This window comes from Marinobacter sp. G5_S1_61_S3 (assembly GCF_054968585.1).
Map to the genome: position 1 here is coordinate 172,221 of NZ_JBQKUK010000006.1, position 19,831 is coordinate 192,051.

Annotated in this window: 17 protein-coding genes and 1 tRNA gene; 15 read left to right on the forward strand and 3 right to left on the reverse strand. The window is 57.3% G+C overall.

Annotated elements, in window-relative coordinates:
- Positions 1-164: 164 nt before the first annotated feature.
- The 14 genes from rlmE (at position 165) to pnp (ending at position 15,590) form a co-directional block, all read left to right on the forward strand.
- Positions 165-785, forward strand: a complete 621-nt coding sequence (gene rlmE / locus ACTRWH_RS07785; RefSeq protein ID WP_462826215.1) for a 23S rRNA (uridine(2552)-2'-O)-methyltransferase RlmE — start codon at positions 165-167, stop codon at positions 783-785.
- Positions 786-937: 152 nt separating this feature from the next.
- A complete protein-coding gene (gene ftsH / locus ACTRWH_RS07790) occupies positions 938-2,881 on the forward strand; it encodes an ATP-dependent zinc metalloprotease FtsH (protein WP_292048673.1) in 1,944 nt (647 codons plus the stop codon).
- 93 nt (positions 2,882-2,974) lie between these two features.
- Entirely contained in the window at positions 2,975-3,808 is an 834-nt protein-coding gene (folP, locus tag ACTRWH_RS07795) for a dihydropteroate synthase (protein WP_420389559.1), read from the forward strand.
- Positions 3,805-5,148, forward strand: coding sequence for a phosphoglucosamine mutase (glmM, locus tag ACTRWH_RS07800; RefSeq protein ID WP_462826216.1), 1,344 nt, complete (start codon positions 3,805-3,807; stop codon positions 5,146-5,148). The genes folP and glmM overlap by 4 nt, the downstream gene beginning before the upstream one ends.
- A gap of 75 nt (positions 5,149-5,223) precedes the next feature.
- Entirely contained in the window at positions 5,224-5,982 is a 759-nt protein-coding gene (gene tpiA, locus ACTRWH_RS07805; protein ID WP_462826217.1) for a triose-phosphate isomerase, read from the forward strand.
- Between the two features lie 49 nt (positions 5,983-6,031).
- On the forward strand, positions 6,032-6,412 hold the full coding sequence (gene secG / locus ACTRWH_RS07810; protein WP_292048670.1) for a preprotein translocase subunit SecG: 381 nt from the start codon (positions 6,032-6,034) through the stop codon (positions 6,410-6,412).
- 7 nt (positions 6,413-6,419) lie between these two features.
- A tRNA-Leu gene (locus ACTRWH_RS07815) sits at positions 6,420-6,504 on the forward strand.
- A 330-nt stretch (positions 6,505-6,834) separates the two neighbouring features.
- Positions 6,835-7,296, forward strand: coding sequence for a ribosome maturation factor RimP (gene rimP, locus ACTRWH_RS07820; RefSeq protein WP_300496484.1), 462 nt, complete (start codon positions 6,835-6,837; stop codon positions 7,294-7,296).
- A gap of 42 nt (positions 7,297-7,338) precedes the next feature.
- The gene (gene nusA, locus ACTRWH_RS07825; protein ID WP_300496487.1) at positions 7,339-8,832 is read left to right on the forward strand and encodes a transcription termination factor NusA; all 1,494 of its coding nucleotides are present in this window, start codon (positions 7,339-7,341) and stop codon (positions 8,830-8,832) included.
- Positions 8,833-8,849: 17 nt separating this feature from the next.
- The gene (infB, locus tag ACTRWH_RS07830) at positions 8,850-11,414 is read left to right on the forward strand and encodes a translation initiation factor IF-2 (protein WP_462826218.1); all 2,565 of its coding nucleotides are present in this window, start codon (positions 8,850-8,852) and stop codon (positions 11,412-11,414) included.
- Positions 11,415-11,439: 25 nt separating this feature from the next.
- The gene (gene rbfA / locus ACTRWH_RS07835) at positions 11,440-11,874 is read left to right on the forward strand and encodes a 30S ribosome-binding factor RbfA (protein WP_421911377.1); all 435 of its coding nucleotides are present in this window, start codon (positions 11,440-11,442) and stop codon (positions 11,872-11,874) included.
- Positions 11,871-12,791, forward strand: a complete 921-nt coding sequence (gene truB, locus ACTRWH_RS07840; protein ID WP_462826219.1) for a tRNA pseudouridine(55) synthase TruB — start codon at positions 11,871-11,873, stop codon at positions 12,789-12,791. Before rbfA ends, truB begins: the two co-directional genes overlap by 4 nt.
- Before the next feature lie 97 nt (positions 12,792-12,888).
- The gene (rpsO, locus tag ACTRWH_RS07845) at positions 12,889-13,158 is read left to right on the forward strand and encodes a 30S ribosomal protein S15 (RefSeq protein WP_007153099.1); all 270 of its coding nucleotides are present in this window, start codon (positions 12,889-12,891) and stop codon (positions 13,156-13,158) included.
- Between the two features lie 308 nt (positions 13,159-13,466).
- Entirely contained in the window at positions 13,467-15,590 is a 2,124-nt protein-coding gene (pnp, locus tag ACTRWH_RS07850; RefSeq protein WP_421911375.1) for a polyribonucleotide nucleotidyltransferase, read from the forward strand.
- 198 nt (positions 15,591-15,788) lie between these two features.
- Here the strand turns inward: pnp and ACTRWH_RS07855 are convergent, their stop codons facing one another.
- The 3 genes from ACTRWH_RS07855 to ACTRWH_RS07865 form a co-directional block, all read right to left on the reverse strand.
- On the reverse strand, positions 15,789-16,658 hold the full coding sequence (locus tag ACTRWH_RS07855; RefSeq protein ID WP_462826220.1) for an alpha/beta fold hydrolase: 870 nt from the start codon (positions 16,656-16,658) through the stop codon (positions 15,789-15,791).
- Positions 16,628-18,493 (reverse strand): DUF7840 domain-containing protein, encoded by a 1,866-nt coding sequence (locus tag ACTRWH_RS07860; protein WP_462826221.1) that lies wholly within the window; start codon positions 18,491-18,493, stop codon positions 16,628-16,630. Before ACTRWH_RS07860 ends, ACTRWH_RS07855 begins: the two co-directional genes overlap by 31 nt.
- Before the next feature lie 98 nt (positions 18,494-18,591).
- Positions 18,592-19,056, reverse strand: a complete 465-nt coding sequence (locus tag ACTRWH_RS07865) for a DUF3015 domain-containing protein (RefSeq protein WP_300496501.1) — start codon at positions 19,054-19,056, stop codon at positions 18,592-18,594.
- Between the two features lie 326 nt (positions 19,057-19,382).
- Here ACTRWH_RS07865 and ACTRWH_RS07870 point away from each other — a divergent pair, with 326 nt between their 5' ends.
- Complete coding sequence (locus tag ACTRWH_RS07870) at positions 19,383-19,823, forward strand: hypothetical protein (protein ID WP_300496504.1); 441 nt, start codon at positions 19,383-19,385, stop codon at positions 19,821-19,823.
- The last annotated feature ends 8 nt before the right edge of the window (positions 19,824-19,831 follow it).

Genomic DNA, 19,831 nt, shown 5'->3' on the forward strand with positions numbered 1-19,831 from the left:
TATGTGATCTCTTTATGGGTGCGATTAATAAAACGTCAGCGGCGAAACGCTCGCCAATTCCGTATAATCGCGGGATTGTATCAGATCAATCGGCCGGTGAAATCGCCGTTACCACGTACCCATATGATCGGAGGCCCAATTGGAGCGCTTTATGGAGGTAGGTTTTGGCTCGCTCGAAAACCAGTGACCGCTGGCTGAAGGAACATTTTGATGATGTCTGGGTCAAAAAGTCCCGGGAAGACGGCTATCGTTCGCGGGCCAGCTACAAGCTGATTGAGCTCGACAACAAAGATCGCCTGTTCCGCCCCGGGCAGACGGTTGTCGATTTGGGCGCCGCGCCTGGCGGCTGGTCCCAGGTGGCGGTAGAGCGGGTTGGTGACAACGGCACGGTGGTCGCCAGCGATATTCTCGAGATGAGCCCGATTGCGGGTGTGGCGTTTGTCCAGGGCGATTTTACCGAGCAGTCAGTACTGGACGAATTGCTGGATTTACTGGGTGATCGCCGCGCTGACGTTGTAATTTCGGATATGGCACCCAATATGAGTGGTATGGCGGCAGTGGATATTCCTAACGCCATGGGTTTGGTGGAGTTGGCGCTGGATATGGCGCAGCAAGTCCTGAAGCCCGGTGGCGTGTTTGTCGCCAAAGTATTTCAGGGAGAGGGATTTGATGTCCTGCTGGCTGAAATGCGTAAAAGTTTTGGCACCGTTGTCAGCAGGAAGCCTGACTCCTCCCGCGCAAGATCCAGGGAGATCTATCAGGTGTGCAAGGGATTTAAGGGCTGACCCGCCCCGGAACGGAATGACCGTGGGATTGACACCCCTGCAGTGGTCGATACGGATAGGCCGATTCTGGTGGACGGGCGTACAATTGGTGTAAGGTGTCAGAAAAGGCTTTCTCCTGACGGGGCGATCCTTCAATTCACAGGTGACGATCCTTGAACGATATGGCAAAAAATCTGGTTCTCTGGCTGATTATAGCCGCCGTACTGCTGATGGTGTTTCAGAATTTCACACCCACCACCAGCGGACAACAGGTCAATTATTCGCAGTTTGTGGAAATGGTGCAGGACGGACAGGTCCGTCAGGTCACCATTGACGGTCTGCAGGTTCAGGGTACCCGTGGTGACGGCTCCCAGTTCCAGACCATCCGCCCTCAGGTGTCCGATAACAAGCTGATGGATGATCTGCTGGCCAACAACGTGGAAGTCATCGGTAAGGAGCCGGAGCGTCAAAGCCTCTGGACTCAGCTGTTGGTGGCTGCCTTCCCCATCCTTATCATTATCGCGCTGTTCGTATTCTTTATGCGGCAGATGCAGGGCGGTGGCGGTGGCAAAGGGCCCATGTCCTTTGGCAAGAGTAAAGCCCGCCTGATGAGTGAGGATCAGATCAAAACCACCTTTGGTGACGTTGCCGGTGTCGACGAGGCCAAGGAAGACGTTAAGGAACTGGTGGATTTCCTACGGGATCCCAGCAAGTTCCAGCGTCTTGGTGGCAGTATTCCCAAGGGCGTGCTGATGGTGGGTCAGCCGGGTACCGGTAAGACCCTGCTCGCCAAGGCGATTGCCGGTGAGGCCAAGGTGCCATTCTTCTCGATTTCCGGTTCGGACTTCGTGGAAATGTTCGTGGGCGTGGGTGCCTCCCGTGTTCGTGATATGTTCGAGCAGGCCAAGAAACAGAGCCCCTGTATCATCTTCATCGACGAGATCGATGCCGTTGGTCGCCATCGTGGCGCTGGTATGGGTGGTGGTCACGATGAGCGTGAGCAGACACTGAACCAGTTACTGGTCGAGATGGATGGCTTTGAGGGTAACGAAGGCGTTATCGTGATTGCCGCCACCAACCGTCCGGACGTGCTGGACCCGGCTCTGCTCCGCCCGGGGCGCTTTGACCGCCAGGTCGTTGTCGGATTGCCGGACATCATCGGCCGTGAGCAGATTCTCAAGGTACACATGAAAAAAGTGCCCCTGGCCGATGGGGTAGAGCCTGTGTTGATTGCCCGTGGCACGCCCGGCTTCTCGGGTGCTGACCTGGCGAACCTGGTGAACGAAGCTGCGTTGTTTGCGGCCCGTCGCAACCAGCGTCTGGTCTCCATGGAAGAGTTTGAGCTCGCGAAAGACAAGATCATGATGGGCGCCGAGCGCAAATCCATGGTCATGAGCGAGAAAGAGAAGCGTAATACGGCATACCACGAGTCCGGTCACGCCATTGTCGGGCGTCTGATGCCTGAGCATGATCCGGTCTACAAGGTCAGTATCATTCCTCGCGGCCGCGCCTTGGGTGTCACTATGTTCCTGCCAGAGGAAGACAAGTACAGCCACAGCAAGCGCTTCCTGATCAGTTCGATCTGCAGCCTGTTTGGTGGTCGTATTGCAGAAGAACTGACCCTCGGTTTCGATGGCGTCACCACCGGTGCTTCCAACGATATCGAGCGGGCAACCAGCCTGGCGCGCAATATGGTGACGCGCTGGGGGCTGTCGGAGAAGCTCGGCCCACTGCAGTACGATACCGACAGCGAAGAGCCTTTCCTCGGCCGCTCTGCCGGTCAGGCACAAACGGTCTATTCTCCTGAAACGGCGCAGCGTATCGATGAAGAAGTTCGCAACATCATCGACAGCTGTTATGAAAAGGCGAAGCAGTTGCTCGTCGATAATCGTGACAAGCTCGATCTGATGGCCGATGCCCTGATGAAATACGAGACTATTGATCGTTACCAGATCGATGACATCATGGAAGGCCGTGAGCCACGCCCGCCGAAAGGTTGGGGAGATAGCGGTCCCTCTGGTGGTGTTCCGGCTGATGAGCCTGAGCAGGCGCCTGCTCCGAAGGGTTCAGACGACGGTCGTCAACCGGGTGTTGGCCGGCCGGCTGGTGAGCACTGAGCCAGGCTGGATACCGGTCAGATGTAATTGAAGACTGAACGCCGCCCCTGACGGGGCGGCGTTTGTTTTTGTGGGTTGCAGAAAAGGTTGGTTATGCAGATAAACTTCGCGGGCAGAATTCTGGATATGTCCGGCTGCCATGTCATGGGGATCCTGAATGTGACGCCGGACTCCTTCTCGGATGGAGGTCGGTATAATACCGTCGAGATTGCCCTGGCGAGGGCTCGTGAGATGGTGGCGGACGGTGCGGCTTTTATTGATGTAGGGGGTGAGTCCACGCGGCCAGGTGCTACTCCGGTGTCTATTGAGGAAGAGCTTGCGCGAGTGTGTCCGGTGGTAGAGGCGATTGCCCGTGATCTGGACGTTGTTGTTTCGGTCGATACCAGCTCTCCCCAGGTTATGGCGGAGGTGGTGAAGCTCGGTGCCGGGATGATTAACGACGTCAGGGCGCTGCAACGGGATGGCGCGCCCGAGGTGGTGGCAAGGGCTGAAGTGCCGGTGTGTGTCATGCACATTCAAGGTGAACCGGATACCATGCAGGATGATCCTCGCTACCGGAATGTGCGGCGGGAGGTCAGTTCGTTTCTTACCGAGCGGATGCGGGTGATAGAGAAAGCCGGTGTGCGGCCAGATAACATCATCCTTGATCCCGGCTTCGGTTTTGGCAAGTCTCCGCAGCACAACCTTCAGTTACTGGCTTCACTGGAGCAGTTGCAACTGCTGGGGCATCCGATGCTGGTGGGTATGTCCCGCAAGAGTATGTTGGGCCATATCACCGGTCGTGATGTCAGTGAACGCTTGCCCGCAAGCCTCGCTGCCGCGACAATATCCGCCATGAAGGGCGCATCCATCATTCGCGTCCACGATGTCAGGGAAACAGTCGATGCCGTTAAAGTGGTGACGGCAATGGAGGAAGCTGGACGATGAGTGACAGAAAATATTTCGGCACGGACGGTATCCGGGGCCGGGTGGGTGAATTCCCCATAACACCTGAATTCATGCTGCGCCTGGGATGGGCTGCCGGGCAGGCCTTTAAGCGGGATGGGCAGCGCAACAGCGTATTGATTGGCAAGGACACCCGTCTATCGGGTTACATGTTTGAGTCGGCACTGGAGGCGGGTCTGTCGGCGGCAGGCGTGGATGTAAAGCTGCTTGGCCCCATGCCTACCCCGGCGATTGCGTACCTGACGCGTACCTTCCGAGCGTCCGCCGGAATCGTCATCAGTGCCTCCCATAATCCGCACCATGACAACGGTATCAAGTTCTTTTCCCCTGCCGGGACCAAGCTGGATGATGCTCTGGAGACAGAGATCGAGAAATGGTTGGATCGGCCCATTGAAGTTTGCGGGTCGAAGGAGCTGGGGAAGGCGTCCCGGGTGGATGACGCCCCTGGCCGATATGTGGAGTTCTGCAAGAGCACCGTGCCTAATGAGTTTTCCCTGGAAGGTCTGCGCATCGTCCTGGACTGTGCCCATGGTGCAACGTACCACGTTGCACCGAAAGTGTTCCGCGAGTTGGGGGCGAAGATCTCCGTGGTGGGGGGCGAGCCTGACGGTTTGAACATCAATCTCGATGTTGGTTCCACTCACATGGAATCATTGAGCCGGGCCGTTCTGGAGAAGCAGGCCGATCTCGGGATTGCCTTTGATGGTGACGGTGACCGGGTGCTCATGGTGGATCGTGACGGCTCTGAAGTCGATGGCGACGAGTTGCTCTACGTGATCGCCGCGCAACGTCATGCCGCTGGAACATTGAAAGGCGGTGTTGTGGGCACCCTAATGACCAACCTGGGTGTTGAGTTGGCGCTCAGGGAGCAGGGTATTGATTTCGAGCGCGCAAAAGTCGGCGACCGGTATGTCATGGAGCGACTTATCGACCGGGGCTGGTTACTCGGTGGTGAAGGTTCCGGCCATATGGTCATCCGCGATTGCACCAGCACTGGTGATGGTATTGTGTCGGCGCTTCAGGTTTTGTTGGCTATCCGTCGTGCAGGCAGTTCCCTGGCAGATTTGCGCCAGGGCATGAGCAAGCTGCCCCAGAAAATGATCAACGTGCGTGTCGATCAGCGTTTTGATCCCCTCGGGCGTGACGATATTGTCAGGGCCGTGGAGTCGGCAGAGGCCAGGCTGGGTGGCGGTGGCCGCGTGCTTCTGAGGGCGTCGGGCACCGAACCTCTGATCCGGGTAATGACAGAAGGGCAAGATGAGACGCAAATCGTGAAAATTGCCGAGGAACTGGCTGTTGTGGTTGAGAATTCGCGGGCATGATTTTGTGCTCAGGGGCAGTTGTCTGCCGTAAAAGACTGCTGTATAGTTCGCCCTCCCTTGATTCAGGGGTTTTTTATGCGCCGTAAGATTGTTGCCGGCAACTGGAAAATGAACGGGTCGAAAGACCTTGTAAGCAATCTGGTTGGTCAAGTCCGGTCCGAGTTGGCATCGTTTGATAATGGTGTGGAGGCTGTTATTATTCCTCCCGCCCTGTTTGTTGGCGATGTCGTTGAGCAGGCTGGCGAAAAGCTGGCGGTTGGTGTCCAGAACGTAGCGTGCTGGGGTTCAGGCGCCTACACCGGGGAAGTCTCCGCGGCGATGGCAAAAGATTGCGGCTGTGGTTTTACCTTGGTCGGGCATTCGGAGCGCAGACAACTCTTCGGCGAAACCGATGAGCAGGTTGCCGCCAAGGTCGGGCAGGCCCTGGCGTCCGGGTTGGTCGCTGTCATCTGTGTTGGCGAGACCCTCGAAGAGCGTAGTGCGGGCAAGGCTGAAGACGTCGTGTCGCTGCAGGTTCGCAAAGCCGTCGCGGACGTTGGCAGTGAGTCATGGCAGCAGGTTGTGATTGCCTATGAGCCAGTTTGGGCCATAGGAACGGGTAAAACCGCAACCGCTGATGATGCTCAGGCCATGCATGCCGCGATCCGCGATGTGTTGAAGTCCCTTGGGGCTCCGGCGGATGAGATATCGCTGCTTTACGGCGGCAGTGTAAAAGCGGATAATGCCGCGGCGCTTTTTGCTCAGCCGGACATCGATGGTGGGTTGATTGGTGGCGCGTCATTGGATGCAAACGATTTTGTAAGTATTTGCCGGGCGGTGCCAGGCAAGTCCTGAGCGTTAAAGGTTCGCGAAAGCCATTAGCAAGAGTCATTAGAGAGTCATTATGGATTGGGTCGAAACACTGGTTGTCGTTCTGCACGTGCTCATTGCGGTGGCGCTGGTGACGCTGGTCCTGCTCCAGCAGGGTAAGGGTGCCAATGCCGGTGCTGCATTTGGTGGCGGCGCCTCCCAGACCGTGTTTGGCAGCGAGGGCAGCAGTAGCTTTCTGACCCGTGCCACAACTTTGCTGGCTATCGTATTTTTTGTAACGAGTTTTTCGCTGGCTGTATTTGCCAAGCAGCGTGCCGAAGTCGCAGGTGAAGCGGGTATTCCTGTGGTTCAGGAATCACCGGCCGCATCGGATGCCGGGCAGGCTGAAAGTGAATCAGCGACAGACGGCGAAGCCGGGCGCGGGGATGAGAATAAACTCCCCGAGCTCGAGTAAGGGTGCTGCCCAGGTGGTGGAACTGGTAGACACGCTATCTTGAGGGGGTAGTGGCGAAAGCCGTGCCGGTTCGAGTCCGGCCCTGGGCACCATACTAGAAGAAAAACGGCTTGGATTTACCAGGCCGTTTTTTTTGGTCAGTCCTTGACCACTAAGGCCGGCGTCTCTATACTCCGGCGGATATTGGAGCGGGCTCCGGGCGCAGTTTGCCCTGCCGGTTCCAGGCAGGCCAGGTGTCTGTCAGCAGGGGGTGTTTAGATTGCTTTTCCCCTGTGAGTTCTTGCAACAAAGGGCCCCACTTTTTAGGGGCTTTTTGATTAAGGGGCCTGGCGCATCAGGCCCTGGTGCATAAAAAGGGCTGATCAACAGCCCTTTTTTTGTTTTTGGGGTCAGATAAATCGAGTAACGGAGACGGGATAACCTTGTCAGCCAAGTTGAAGCAGCTGGAAGAAATGCTCAGGCCCATTGTGGAAGGCCTGGGTTACGAGTTTTGGGGCATTGAATTTCGCTCCCAGGGACACCATTCCCTATTGAGAATTTTTATTGACGATGCTGAGAACGGCATCGGCATTGAAGACTGTGAGAAAGTCAGTCGCCAGGCCAGCGGCGTAATGGATGTGGAAGACCCCATTCAGACGGAGTATACCCTCGAGGTATCTTCTCCGGGCATGGACCGGCCGTTGTTCCGTCTGGAGCAGTATGAGGCATTCGCAGGCCACCAGGTCCAGATCAAATTACGAATGGCATTTGAGGGGCGTCGCAAGTTTCAGGGCCTGATTAAAGGCATTGAAGGTGAAGACGTTGTCGTGGTTGTTGATGATCACGAATACCTGTTGCCATTCGATAGCATCGAGAAAGCCAACATCGTTCCGGTATTTGAGTAAGTCAGTGGACGCAAAGTTTATTTTTAAGGGCAGGGCAATCCAATGAGTAAAGAGATCTTGCTGGTGGTTGAATCCGTCTCGAACGAGAAAGGTGTCGAGAAGGACGTGATCTTCGAAGCAATCGAGCTGGCACTCGCCACCGCTGCCAAAAAACGCTATGACGACGAGGAAGCGGATATCCGCGTTTCCATCGATCGCCGCACCGGCGAATATGAGACGTTCCGTCGCTGGCTGGTGGTTGATAACGATGCGGTTCCTGCCTTGGGCACCGAGTTGACCATGCAGGAAGCGGAAGACATCGACAAGAGTCTGCAGCCCGGCGATATCCACGAAGAGAAAGTGGAATCCGTTGCCTTCGGCCGTATTGGTGCCCAGGCAGCGAAACAGATCATATTCCAGAAAGTGCGGGAAGCCGAGCGCACCAAGATTGTCGACAGCTACCGGGATCGCGTGGGTGAACTCGTCTCTGGCACCGTAAAGAAAGTGACACGTGACAACGTCATCGTGGATCTGGGGGCCAATGCCGAAGCCTTGCTGCCCCGTGAACACCTGATTCCCCGTGAAACGTTCCGTATGGGTGATCGTGTGCGCTCTCTTCTGCAGGAAATTCGTACCGATCATCGCGGCCCGCAGCTGATTCTGAGCCGTACCGATCCGCAGATGCTGATCGAACTGTTCCGCATTGAGGTGCCGGAAATCGCGGAGGAACTGATAGAAATTCGTGGCGCTGCCCGGGATCCAGGCTCCCGCGCCAAGATTGCAGTCAAGACCAACGATCGCCGGATTGATCCGGTGGGCGCCTGCGTGGGCATGCGTGGTTCACGAGTCCAGGCGGTTTCTAACGAGTTGGGTGGCGAGCGTGTGGATATCGTGCTGTGGGACGACAACCCAGCGCAACTGGTCATCAATGCCATGGCGCCGGCGGAAGTCGCGTCCATCGTCATGGACGAGGATCGCCATACCATGGAAGTGGCGGTAGCAGAGGATAACCTGGCCCAGGCAATAGGCCGTAACGGTCAAAACGTTCGGTTGGCGACGGATCTTACCGGTTGGACGCTGAACGTCATGACCGAAGAAGAAGCGGGTGAACGTCAGGAGCAGGAGTATAATTCTCTGCTCGAGCACTTCACCGGCAACCTGGATGTGGACGAGGAATTTGCAGGTGTCCTCATTGAGGAAGGGTTTACCTCCATTGAGGAGGTGGCGTACATCCCCATGGAAGAGATGCTTGCCATTGACGGTTTTGATGAAGAAACCGTGACCGAATTGCGTCGCCGTGCCAAGGATGCCCTGTTGAATCAGGCCTTGGCCAGCGAAGAGGCGCTAGAGGGCGCTGAGCCCGCTGAAGATCTTCTCGCAATGGACGGTATGGACCGTGGCCTGGCCTTCAAGTTGGCCGGTATGGGGATTCGTACCATGGAAGATCTCGCAGAGCAGTCGGTTGACGATCTGCTCGACATCGAAGGAATGGAAGAAGAGCGTGCCGGCCAGTTGATTATGGCAGCACGCGCCCCCTGGTTTGAAGACCAGGCTTAATCGGGAGGAGGACCAGTATGGCTGATGTAACGGTAAAACAACTGGCCGCAGATGTAGGCGCTCCCGTGGATCGTTTGCTGCGACAGATCGTGGAGGCGGGCTTGAAAGCCCGCTCCGAGGCGGATTCTGTTACCAGTGATGAGAAGCAACAGTTGCTGACCTATCTGAAAAAGAATCACGGTGAGAGTGAAGCTGAACCCAAGAAGATCACTCTCAAGCGCAAGACAACAACCACGCTGAAAGCGGGCCGTACCAAAACGGTCAATGTTGAGGTTCGCAAGCGCCGTACGTATATCAAGCGCGCTGAGCTCGAGCCGGAAGCGGCGAAGCAGGAAGAAGCTGCCGAGCAGGCAGCGGCTGCTGCACCGGAAGAGGCTCCAGCGACAGTAGCGGCTGAGCAGGCACAGCCTGCGGACGCGCCGAAGCCGGAAGCGCCGGTGTCAGATGCCCCGGCTGAAGAGCCGGCTGTTGATGAAAAACCGGCCGAGGAAGTTCAGCCGGAAGTGGCTGCTGAGCCGGAACCGTCACCGGTTCCCGCCCCGGAAGACATGCCGATTCCGCCGCCGGAAGAAGGCGAAGGCAAGGATCGCAAGCCGAAGAAGAAGAAAGAGAAAGCCCGTGAGCGCGGTGACGAGCTGGAAGAAGGCAAGCCCAAGAAGAAGTCCGCGGGGCATCGTGGGCCGCGTAGCCGTCCGGTGGAAGAACCTCTGATTATCAATGAAGAGGAAGAAGACACCACGCTGCGTAAGCCGCTTCGAGCGAAAAAGAAACCCAAAGAAAAGCGTCATGCTTTCGAGAGGCCGACCAAGCCAATGGTACGAGAAGTCGATATTCCCGAGACGATCACTGTCGGTGATCTTGCCCAGCGGATGGCCGTCAAGTCAGCCGACGTCATCAAAAAACTGATGGGCATGGGGGTAATGGCGACAATCAACCAGGCTCTCGATCAGGAAACCGCCGTGCTGGTGACCGAAGAGCTGGGTCACAAGCCGAATACAGTGAGCGAAGATGCATTCGAAGAGGAAGTTCTGAGCGAGTTCTCCTTTGAAGGCAAGGAAAAGACCAAGCGTGCACCTGTCGTCAGTGTGATGGGCCACGTAGACCATGGTAAAACCTCGCTGCTGGATTACATTCGCCGCACCAAGGTGGCGTCCGGCGAGTCCGGGGGGATCACCCAGCACATCGGTGCGTACCATGTGGAAACCGACCATGGCATGGTGTCCTTCCTGGATACTCCGGGCCACGCCGCTTTCACGGCAATGCGTGCGCGGGGTGCCCAGTGCACCGATATCGTTATCTTGGTGGTGGCCGCCGATGACGGCGTTATGCCGCAAACCAAGGAAGCCGTAGATCACGCTCGTTCTGCCGGCGTTCCCATCGTTGTTGCCATCAACAAGATGGACAAGGAAGAGGCCGACCCGGATCGTATCAAAACCGAGCTGGCTGGTATGGAAGTCATTCCGGAAGACTGGGGCGGTGATGTTCAGTTTATCCCCGTGTCAGCCCATACCGGTGACGGCATTGAAGACCTGCTTGAGGCACTGCTGCTGCAGGCCGAAATCCTTGAGCTCGAGGCTTCTCCGGACGCACCTGCGAAGGGTGTGGTGGTTGAATCCAGCCTCGAGCGTGGTCGCGGTTCCGTGGCTACAGTGCTGGTCCAGAACGGCACGCTCCGTCAGGGCGAGATGGTGGTTGCGGGTTCCTTCTTCGGTAAGGTTCGCGCCATGACCGACGAGGCTGGCAAGCAAGTCAAGCAAGCCGGGCCCTCTATTCCGGTGGAAATCCTGGGCCTGAACGGCACGCCGAACGCTGGTGATGAGTTCTTTGCCGTGGCCGACGAGAAGAAAGCCAAGGAGCTGGCGGAATTCCGTCAGTCCCGCGAGCGGGAGCAGCGTCTGCACAGGCAGCAGGCCGCCAAGCTTGAGAACCTGTTCGAAAATATGGGCAAGGACGAGGTCAAAACCCTAAATGTGGTGCTCAAGACCGACGTTCGTGGTTCCCTGGAAGCCATCACCAAATCGCTGCAGGATCTTGGTAACGACGAAGTACAGGTCAAGATCGTGTCCTCGGGCGTTGGTGGTATTGCTGAGACTGACATCAGTCTGGCGATGGCGACCAACGCGGTTATTTTCGGCTTTAACGTGCGTGCGGACACGGCGTCCAAGCGTCTGGTGGAGCAGGAAGGTCTGGATCTGCGCTACTACAGCATCATCTACAACCTGATTGATGATGTGAAAGCGGCCCTGACCGGCATGTTGGCGCCGGAATTCCGCGAGGATATCGTGGGCATTGCCGATGTGCGTGACGTGTTCCGTTCGCCGAAGTTCGGCCAGGTGGCTGGCTGTATGGTCACCGAAGGTAACGTATACCGTAACAAGCCAATTCGTGTCCTGCGGGATAACGTGGTTATCTTTGAGGGCGAGCTGGAATCCCTGCGCCGCTTCAAGGACGACGTGCCGGAAGTCCGCAACGGTATGGAGTGTGGTATCGGCGTTAAGGGCTACGACGTGAAAGTCGGCGACCAGATCGAGGTGTTCGATCGCGTTCGGGTCGAGCGTAAGCTTGAGTCCACCGGCGCGTGATGCGCCTGAGATAAAAGGAAACCTGATGCCAAGAGAGTTCAGCCGGATTGATCGCATCGGCGATCAGATGCAGCGAGAGCTGGCCCAGCTCATCCAGCGGGAGGTCAAGGACCCGCGGGTGGGTATGGTCACGGTGAATGCCGTCAAGGTGAGCCGTGACCTGGGTTATGCAGACGTTTACGTATCGCTGCTGACCACCGAAGAGCTGACCGAGGAGTCGCCGCAGGTGCGGGATTCCCTGACAGTGCTGAATAAAGCGGCTGGCTTCCTGAAGGGGCAGGTCGGCCGTGCCATGAAATTGCGGGTGACGCCCCAGTTGCGCTTTCATTTCGATACGCTGCTTGGGCACAGCCGTCACATGGACAACCTGATTCGCGAAGCGGTTGGTGATAAACCGGCGGTTGACCGTGACGACGCCTCCACCGACGGGGCGTCTGATGATCCGGAGCAAAAGGCTTGAGTCGACGTCGTAAAGGCCGCGATGTTAATGGCATCCTGGTGATCGACAAACCGATGGATATTACGTCCAACGGCATCCTGCAGCAGGTAAAACGCCTGTTCGGGGCGGCCAAGGCCGGTCACACCGGTGCGCTGGACCCGCTGGCCACCGGCGTGTTGCCGCTGTGCTTCGGCGAGGCCACCAAGTTTTCCCAGATGATGCTGGACAGCGACAAAGCCTACATCGCCACCGCTCGCCTCGGTGTTCGCACCGAAACCGGGGACAGCGAAGGCGCCGTGGTTGCTGAGAAACCGGTACCCCCTGGGCTGGATGCAGAAGCCCTGGAACCGGTATTGGATCGCTTTCGTGGCGATATCCAGCAGGTTCCCTCCATGTACTCCGCGCTAAAACACAAGGGCAGGCCACTCTATGAGTACGCGCGCGAAGGTATTGAAGTGGAGCGTCCGTCGCGCCCGGTGACCATTTACGAGCTGACGCTGCTGGAGGTGCGCGAGACCGAGATTGATATCGCGGTAAGTTGCACGAAAGGCACCTATATTCGCTCGCTGGTGGAGGATATTGGCGAGGCATTGGGCTGCGGTGCGCATGTGACGGCATTACGCCGCACCATGGCCTCCGGCTTCACGCTCGCGGACGCGCGCGAGGTCTCAATGCTGGAGTCCATGCGTGAAGAGGGCGAAAGTCTGGATGGCCTGCTGGTGGCCCCGGATGCTGCTCTGTCCATGTTCCCGGAACGGGATCTGGAAGGCAGTTCGCTGGTATCGATATTGAATGGACAACCAGTTAGAATATCGGGTCAGCCTGAGGAAGGGTTCGTTCGCCTTTATGGCAACGGGCGTTTTGTCGGGCTGGCGGAAGGATTCCCGGAGGGGGAGGCGACCAAACTGGTGCCTCGCCGTCTGGTGAAGAGTGGCTGACAACCGTTTGAGAGAACGGGGTGCAGCTGATTAGCCGGGCTGTAGAGATGCGTGGTTCGGCCGAATTCGATAGCATCGCGACAATGAGGTGAGTTTTATGGCACTTTCTGCCGACGAGAAAGCACAGATCGTTAAGGATTTTCAGCAGGGTGATGGCGATACCGGTTCACCTGAAGTTCAGGTTGCACTGTTGAGCCACAACATCAACAAGCTGCAGGATCACTTCAAGACCAACAAGCAGGATCACCATTCCCGCCGTGGTCTGATCCGGATGGTTAACCAGCGTCGTAAGCTGCTGGATTACCTCAAGCGTAAGAACGCAGACCGCTACCTGGACCTGATCCAGCGTCTGAGCCTGCGCCGCTAATCCGGTTGTACTTAACGGCCGGCGGGGCTCTGATAGCCCCGCTGGTTGTGCCTCTCTCCTGCATCGTGTCTGTCTGTGAACCCTGAAGGAACTCCCTGTCGTAACGGAAAGCTGAAATTGATAGCAGGTTGTTGAAAAGCCCGGTTTAGCAAAGTGGTTTCTGCCCCGGGGTTTTGCAACAGCCTGTTAGCTTTCAGACGGGCTACCCTTCAGTTCATCACTTCAGACGGTGTTGCAGTTATAGCGGATAATTCGCAGGGGCGAGTTGTCCGGGTCAACCAATTGAAATGATGAATTCAGGAGTTACCGTGGATCTTAATCCCGTTAAAAAATCGTTCGAACTCGGCGGCAAGACCGTCACCATCGAAACCGGTCGTATCGCCCGTCAGGCCACTGGCTCTGTGCTGGTTACCGTAGACGACATTTCGGTACTGGGTACCGTGGTAGCGGCCAAGGAAGCCAAGCCGGGCCAGCCGTTTTTCCCGCTGACCGTCAACTACTTCGAGAAAACCTACGCTGTGGGCAAGATCCCGGGTGGTTTCTTTAAGCGTGAAGGCCGTCCGTCCGAGAAAGAAACCCTGACCTCCCGTCTGATTGACCGTCCGATTCGTCCGCTGTTTCCCAAGGGATTCATGAACGAAACCCAGGTCATCACTACGGTGATGTCGTCCAGCAAGAACCAGGATCCGGATATTGCGGCCATGCTCGCCGCTTCCGCCGCCCTGTCGATCTCCGGTATCCCGTTCGATGGTCCTATCGGTGCATCCCGCGTCGCATACACCAACGAGCGTGGCTACTTCCTGAACCCGACCTTCGAAGAGCTGGAAACCTCCCTGCTGGACATGGTGGTTGCGGGTACTGAAGACGCGGTTCTGATGGTTGAATCCGAAGCCAAGGGCCTGACAGAAGACCAGATGCTGGGCGCCGTGCTCTTCGGGCATCAGGAAATGCAGACAGCGGTTACCGCGATCAAGGAATTTGCCGCTGAAGTTGGCAAGCCGCGTTGGGAATGGCTGCCAGAGGCGGAGAACACCGAGCTTCTGAACGCCGTAAAAGCTGACTTTGCTGCCGACATCGAGCAGGCCTATGGTATCCGTGACAAGATGGAACGCTATGCCCGCCTGAGCGAGATCAAGTCCGCGGCCGTTGAAAAACTGGCCGGAGAAGAAGAAGGTCAGCCGGCGGAAGACGAAGTGAAGAAGTACTTCGCGAAGGTTGAGAAGACGATCGTTCGTCAGCAGGTTATCGACGGCAAGCCGCGTATCGATGGCCGTGACAACAAGACCGTTCGCCCCATTGAAGTGGAAGTTGGCGTTCTGCCGAGCACCCACGGTTCCGCCCTGTTTACCCGTGGCGAAACCCAGGCCATCGTGACCACCACGCTCGGTACTGCGCGTGATATGCAGATCATCGATGCCCTGGAAGGTGAGCGTAAAGACCCGTTCCTGTTCCACTACAACTTCCCTCCGTACTCCGTTGGCGAAGCTGGCCGTGTGGGTACACCGGGCCGTCGTGAAGTTGGCCACGGCCGTTTGGCCAAGCGTGGTGTGGCAGCGGTTATGCCCACCATGGAAGAGTTCCCGTACACCATCCGTGCGGTGTCTGAAATCACCGAATCCAACGGTTCCAGCTCCATGGCGTCTGTCTGTGGTTCCAGCCTGGCGCTGATGGATGCGGGTGTGCCCATCAAGGCGCCGGTGGCTGGTATCGCCATGGGTCTGGTCAAGGAAGGCGAACAGTTCGCGGTTCTGACCGACATCCTGGGTGACGAGGATCACCTCGGCGATATGGACTTCAAAGTCGCGGGTACCTCTGAAGGTATCACTGCGCTGCAGATGGACATCAAGATTCAAGGCATAACTGACGAGATCATGGAAATTGCCCTGGACCAGGCCAACGCTGCACGTCTGCACATCCTGGGTGAGATGGCCAAGGTTATCTCTGCGCCGCGCAAAGAGCTTTCCAGTCGCGCGCCAAGCATCACCACCATCAAGATCAACCCGGAGAAGATCCGCGACGTTATCGGCAAGGGCGGTTCTACTATCCGCTCCATCTGTGACGAGACCGGTGCGTCCATCGATCTGGACGATGATGGCAATGTGAAGATCTATGCCGACAATCAGGATGCGGCCAATGCTGCGATGAAGCGGGTGATGGAAATCACTGCGGAAATCGAAGTTGGCGCTATCTACAGCGGTCGCGTTGAGCGCATTGTGGACTTTGGTGCCTTTGTTAACATCCTGCCCGGCAAGGATGGTCTGGTGCACATTTCCCAGATCTCCGAGCGTCGTATCGAGAACGTGACTGACGAGCTGAGCGAAGGTCAGGAAGTTCTGGTCAAGGTTCTGGATGTGGACAACCGTGGGCGCGTGAAGCTGTCCATGAAGGAAGTGAAGGAAGGGGAGCAGCCGACGGATCTGTCTGCGCTGTAAGCTCTGCCTTTGACGAAAACCCGCCGCTCTTCGGAGTTTGGCGGGTTTTTTATTTTCAGGCCTTCAACTCTTGTGAAGCGTCCGTCGCAGACAGGCTTTCAAAACACGCCACGTAAATACGTCCCTGTAGGGCTCGGTCGCGCCATCCCTGGCGCTCCACGGTTTTGCAAGCCTGTCTGCGACGGACGCCCAGGCTGTTTACTCGCCTTCCATGAATTCCAGAACTTCCTCCTGATACCCCGGAATCACAAATGTTGAGGCGTGGGACGTATCCGTTTGCAAAAACGATTTTGGTTCCGCCGCCGCTTCATACAATCGCTCCCCATGATGAAACGGGATGATTCCGTCCCGAACACTGTGAATCACCATCACTGGAACCGGGCTGATATCACCGATGCGTTCGTGAGCTTCGTATTCGTCAGTGATCGTCCAGCTCAATGGAACCTGCAGTGGCCAGGTTAGCCAGAAGTCGCCGAGTTTTTCGCGGGCGATGGCGCGGAAGCCGGAGAAGGTGCCGTCGAGGATGACGCCATCAAGAGGTGGTTGTTCATTGCGTTGAACCCATTCGCTCGCAAGGGCGGTTCCCAGTGCGCCGCCGAGGCTCTGGCCAAGTAGGAACAGGGGGCGGTTTTCGACGTCCTGTTGTCCAACCAGCCACCGAAGACCGGTCTCTGCGTCGTGCAGGGTGCCTTCTATGTCCGGTGCGCCGGTGGAGCGGCCGTATCCCCGGTAGTCGATCAGGAAGACGTTGTAGTGCCTCTCAGGCAGCCAGGCGACGTTCATGATGTGGCTGCTGATGTTCTGGGCGTTGCCGTGAAGGAAGTAAACAGTCCCTTTCGGTTCGGAGCTGGCGGGGAGCCACCAGCCGTGGAGGGTTTCTCCGTCGGGGGTTTCCACGAACACGTCTTCGTAGTCCAGGTTCAGTCGGTCCGGGGTGATGTAGGTGACCTGGTCCGGATAGAAGAACACGCTGCTGCAGCCGGTCTGCAACAGCAGGGTAAACGCGGCGGTGAGGCCGGCCAGTGTTCTCAGAGTTGTCAGAAGTAGGCGTGGAGTCCGAGTTGCCATGTGCTGCGGTACCTGTCGTAGTGGTCTTCACGGCTGAATTTTCCGAACAGGCTGAAGTCCCGTCCGAGGTGCCAGTTGCCTTCCAGGTAGGCTTGGTCCTGGCGGTGTTGGTTGCTGACGATCCAGGCCTTGGTTTTCACGCCACCCAGAAGGCTGAACTGGTTGTTTTGGTGGAGTATGCCCAGATCGGCGCCGGGGGCAGCGTCGTAACCGCGGCGCAGGTCGTCGTCGATTTCCAGGTCGGCGGTGGCCATGGCAAAGGCCTGGGTGCCGGTTGTCAGTCGCCAGCTTCCACCGGCACCGCCCTCGAGGTAGGGGGTGAATACGCGTTTGGTTTCGGTGTCCGTGCGGCGGCCGCCGAAGCCGACTTGCCAGGATAATGGCGAGAAGAACTGGTTGCGCGGCGAGAGGGAGCGGATTTCCACGCCGGTCAGTTGTTCAACCTGTACTTCGTCGTTGTCCGTGTAAAGGCGGGCGTCCAGGCGCAGGAATTGGAGTTGTGCTCCGCCACGGTAGCCTGCGGGAGGGTCAAGTACATCGTGGTAGGCGGGGCGTAACGTGAGTTCGCTAAAGTTGCGGTCACCCATGCGCCCGCCGCTGACGCTGGCGCGAAAGGTGTCATGGCCCTGGTCGTCGCGGATGGCAGGCTCAGGGGGGCCGTCCTGTATTGCGACCCCGCGGATCTCGCTGCGTTCCCTTAGCAGGTCATGGGAGAGTGGGGCTGCGTGTTCCCTGGGCCAGCCCTCGGCTTCGCTTTGGTAGCGAACATAGTCGTAGGTGGCGTCCAGCACCCTCGCACGCGGCTCATCGCTTAACGCTTGTACCTCGGGCGCATCGGCATCCACATACCCGTTGGCGATGGCGGCGGCGAGTGTCTGATGATCGTCCGGCAGGGCGTCGATGCGGTGGCTGACGTTGGTGGCTGCTGAGGGGCGGTAGTAGACGGAGTCGACAAGCCCCTTGTCGACAGCCCATCGCACCGTGTCCGAGGGAATGGCATGGGTGCCAACTTCCCCCAGCAGGTCGGTGCCGGGTCGGGCGACGTCGATCAGGGCCAGCAGGCGGTAGGCGCAGTTCTCGTCAAAAAAGTAGTAATCGAAGTTGCGATCGCGAATCTCCCAGGTGTGAGCCAGCATCATGTCCACTTCCGACTGGGTGAGATTAAGCGTGTACTCCCACAGGTCCCGGTGCTCAATGTCGGAATAGAGGCGGATTTTTTCGTAATAGGGCTGGATCGAGGTAATGCCCGGGTAGCCACCAAAAATACCCTTGTAGGCAAACAGGATTTCACTGTCGTGGGCGGCTGCATCAGCGGCGTAGGAGATGGTGTTGGCCAGGATCAGGTTGGTTTCCTCGTCTTCCTGGGGCGGGTCCAGGCGTAGAAACGTGTGGCCAAACATGGACGACGGGCTGTTCAGATACGACGCGGCAAACACCAGGGTCACGGTTTCGGTATTCAGCTCGTCGGTCCAGTCCTCGAAAGCGGGGCAGTTTACGGGGTGCTCCGGCAGGTCCAGTTGCGCCCTCAGCCAGCGGTCCCGTGCCGGGAAGCGGCAGCGCGCGTGCTCATTTCCGCCTCCGGGTTGGGTGATGGCCGTGACAGTGGCTTCCAATTCCGCCTTTGGTGAGGTTTTGCCGTTGTCGCTGAGGTAGAAGGCATCGTCGTCCGCCTGGCCAGTGTAGCCGTCGCCAAAGCGGTCGGGTTGGTAATGGAGCAGGGTCAACCACGCAGGATTCAGATGCAGGTTTCCGGTGTTGGGGAGCGATGTGGCGAATGCGTTGAAACAGGATGCCAGCCAGACAAAGGCCAGCGCGAACCGAAGCGAAGTGCGCATGGATGGTCAGTCAATTCCGGGTTAGGCGACAGGTGGGTGGCAATGGAATCATTGCGCCTTCCCTGGCGCGCAAACTCCGTTTTCTTCGAGCCCGAGGATCAGGCGGCTACGTACTTGCTCAGCGTATCGTTCTGCTCCAGCAGGGCTACGATGGCATCGACAGCCTCGCCAGAGGTGGTGTCGGACGATGGGAAAATGGTGGCGAAGTTGTCCTGCAGAACTTTGCGGAAAGAGTCGCGATCCGTTTCGTCCACACCCAGCAGCACGGCCAGGGTGTCCAGGTTTTCGCCGGAGCCACGGGACATGTCGCGGGCAACCTTATCGATGTTGCTGTCCATGTACATGGCCATGGATTGCACAGACTGGTTGGTCTGACAACCCAGGGTGCCGGTGGTCATACCAAACGTCTGGTTACCGAAAGTACCGTTGGTGGTTGCCGCCAGAACATGGGGGGCGATGCCTGACTGTCCTTTCCAGATCATTGCGCCTACGCCGCAACCAGGCTGAGCGAAGGCCAGGGTAGAAGCACCCATGAGCAGTGCACCTGCGATGAGTTTTTTCATTATCCACTCCTTGTTTGGTTTAGCTGTCGTCGCAAACGCGCCATACCCACCTGAAAGAGTCCCGGGACCGGCGCGCTAACGGCCCTGACTGATTTCCCGTGGAGACAGGTCGACCGTTGACTCTGAGTATAGTTGAAATCTCAGGAAGGCAAATTACAAAAGCGCTGAGTGATTGATTTGGCCCATAAATCCAAAGTGTGATCACGTGTTCATATTTCTAAATGAGCTAAAAAATGTTCTTTTTCCGCAATCTTGTTATATATGATTGGTTTGGGTATAGTGCGCGCGGCCATGAAGGCTTGTACACAACACATGGAGATTGAGTTTTGAAAAAAGTTCTTGTCGCATCATCACTGATTCTTGCCGGCGCACTGACTGGCTGTTCCTCACTGAACACCAGTGCTCCTTCCCTGCCGCTGTCCGGCTCCGTCGCTACCGACGTCAAGGCCGACATCGAAGTAGGCGAGAAAATCACTGGTCAATCCTCGGCAACCAAGGTTCTGTTCTTTACCCTGGGTGCTGAAACGGAATACGCTGACGGCGTTGCCTACTCTGCCGGCGGTAACGGTGGCAGTGCATTGCCTTTCGCGCTGCCGAATCCGGTTGAAGCTGTTAAGGCAGCGGCTGCCTACAACGCCATTCAGGAATCCGGTGCTGACGTGATTGTCGCTCCACGTTACACCGTCCAGAAGGACGATTACGTGGTATTCGGAACCATCAACGTATCCGTTGAAGGTTACAAGGGCACCATCAAGAGCGTTAAGTAAGTGATTGC

What these genes read in the sequence shown, in the direction of transcription:
- infB (WP_462826218.1), top strand. Translation starts at nt 8,850, where the DNA reads ATGGCTGATGTAACGGTAAAACAACTGGCCGCAGATGTAGGCGCTCCC.
- secG (WP_292048670.1), top strand. Translation starts at nt 6,032, where the DNA reads ATGGATTGGGTCGAAACACTGGTTGTCGTTCTGCACGTGCTCATTGCG.
- nusA (WP_300496487.1), top strand. Translation starts at nt 7,339, where the DNA reads ATGAGTAAAGAGATCTTGCTGGTGGTTGAATCCGTCTCGAACGAGAAA.
- rpsO (WP_007153099.1), top strand. Translation starts at nt 12,889, where the DNA reads ATGGCACTTTCTGCCGACGAGAAAGCACAGATCGTTAAGGATTTTCAG.
- ACTRWH_RS07865 (WP_300496501.1), bottom strand. Translation starts at nt 19,056, where the DNA reads ATGAAAAAACTCATCGCAGGTGCACTGCTCATGGGTGCTTCTACCCTG.
- tpiA (WP_462826217.1), top strand. Translation starts at nt 5,224, where the DNA reads ATGCGCCGTAAGATTGTTGCCGGCAACTGGAAAATGAACGGGTCGAAA.
- folP (WP_420389559.1), top strand. Translation starts at nt 2,975, where the DNA reads ATGCAGATAAACTTCGCGGGCAGAATTCTGGATATGTCCGGCTGCCAT.
- ACTRWH_RS07860 (WP_462826221.1), bottom strand. Translation starts at nt 18,493, where the DNA reads ATGCGCACTTCGCTTCGGTTCGCGCTGGCCTTTGTCTGGCTGGCATCC.
- rbfA (WP_421911377.1), top strand. Translation starts at nt 11,440, where the DNA reads ATGCCAAGAGAGTTCAGCCGGATTGATCGCATCGGCGATCAGATGCAG.
- glmM (WP_462826216.1), top strand. Translation starts at nt 3,805, where the DNA reads ATGAGTGACAGAAAATATTTCGGCACGGACGGTATCCGGGGCCGGGTG.
- ACTRWH_RS07855 (WP_462826220.1), bottom strand. Translation starts at nt 16,658, where the DNA reads ATGGCAACTCGGACTCCACGCCTACTTCTGACAACTCTGAGAACACTG.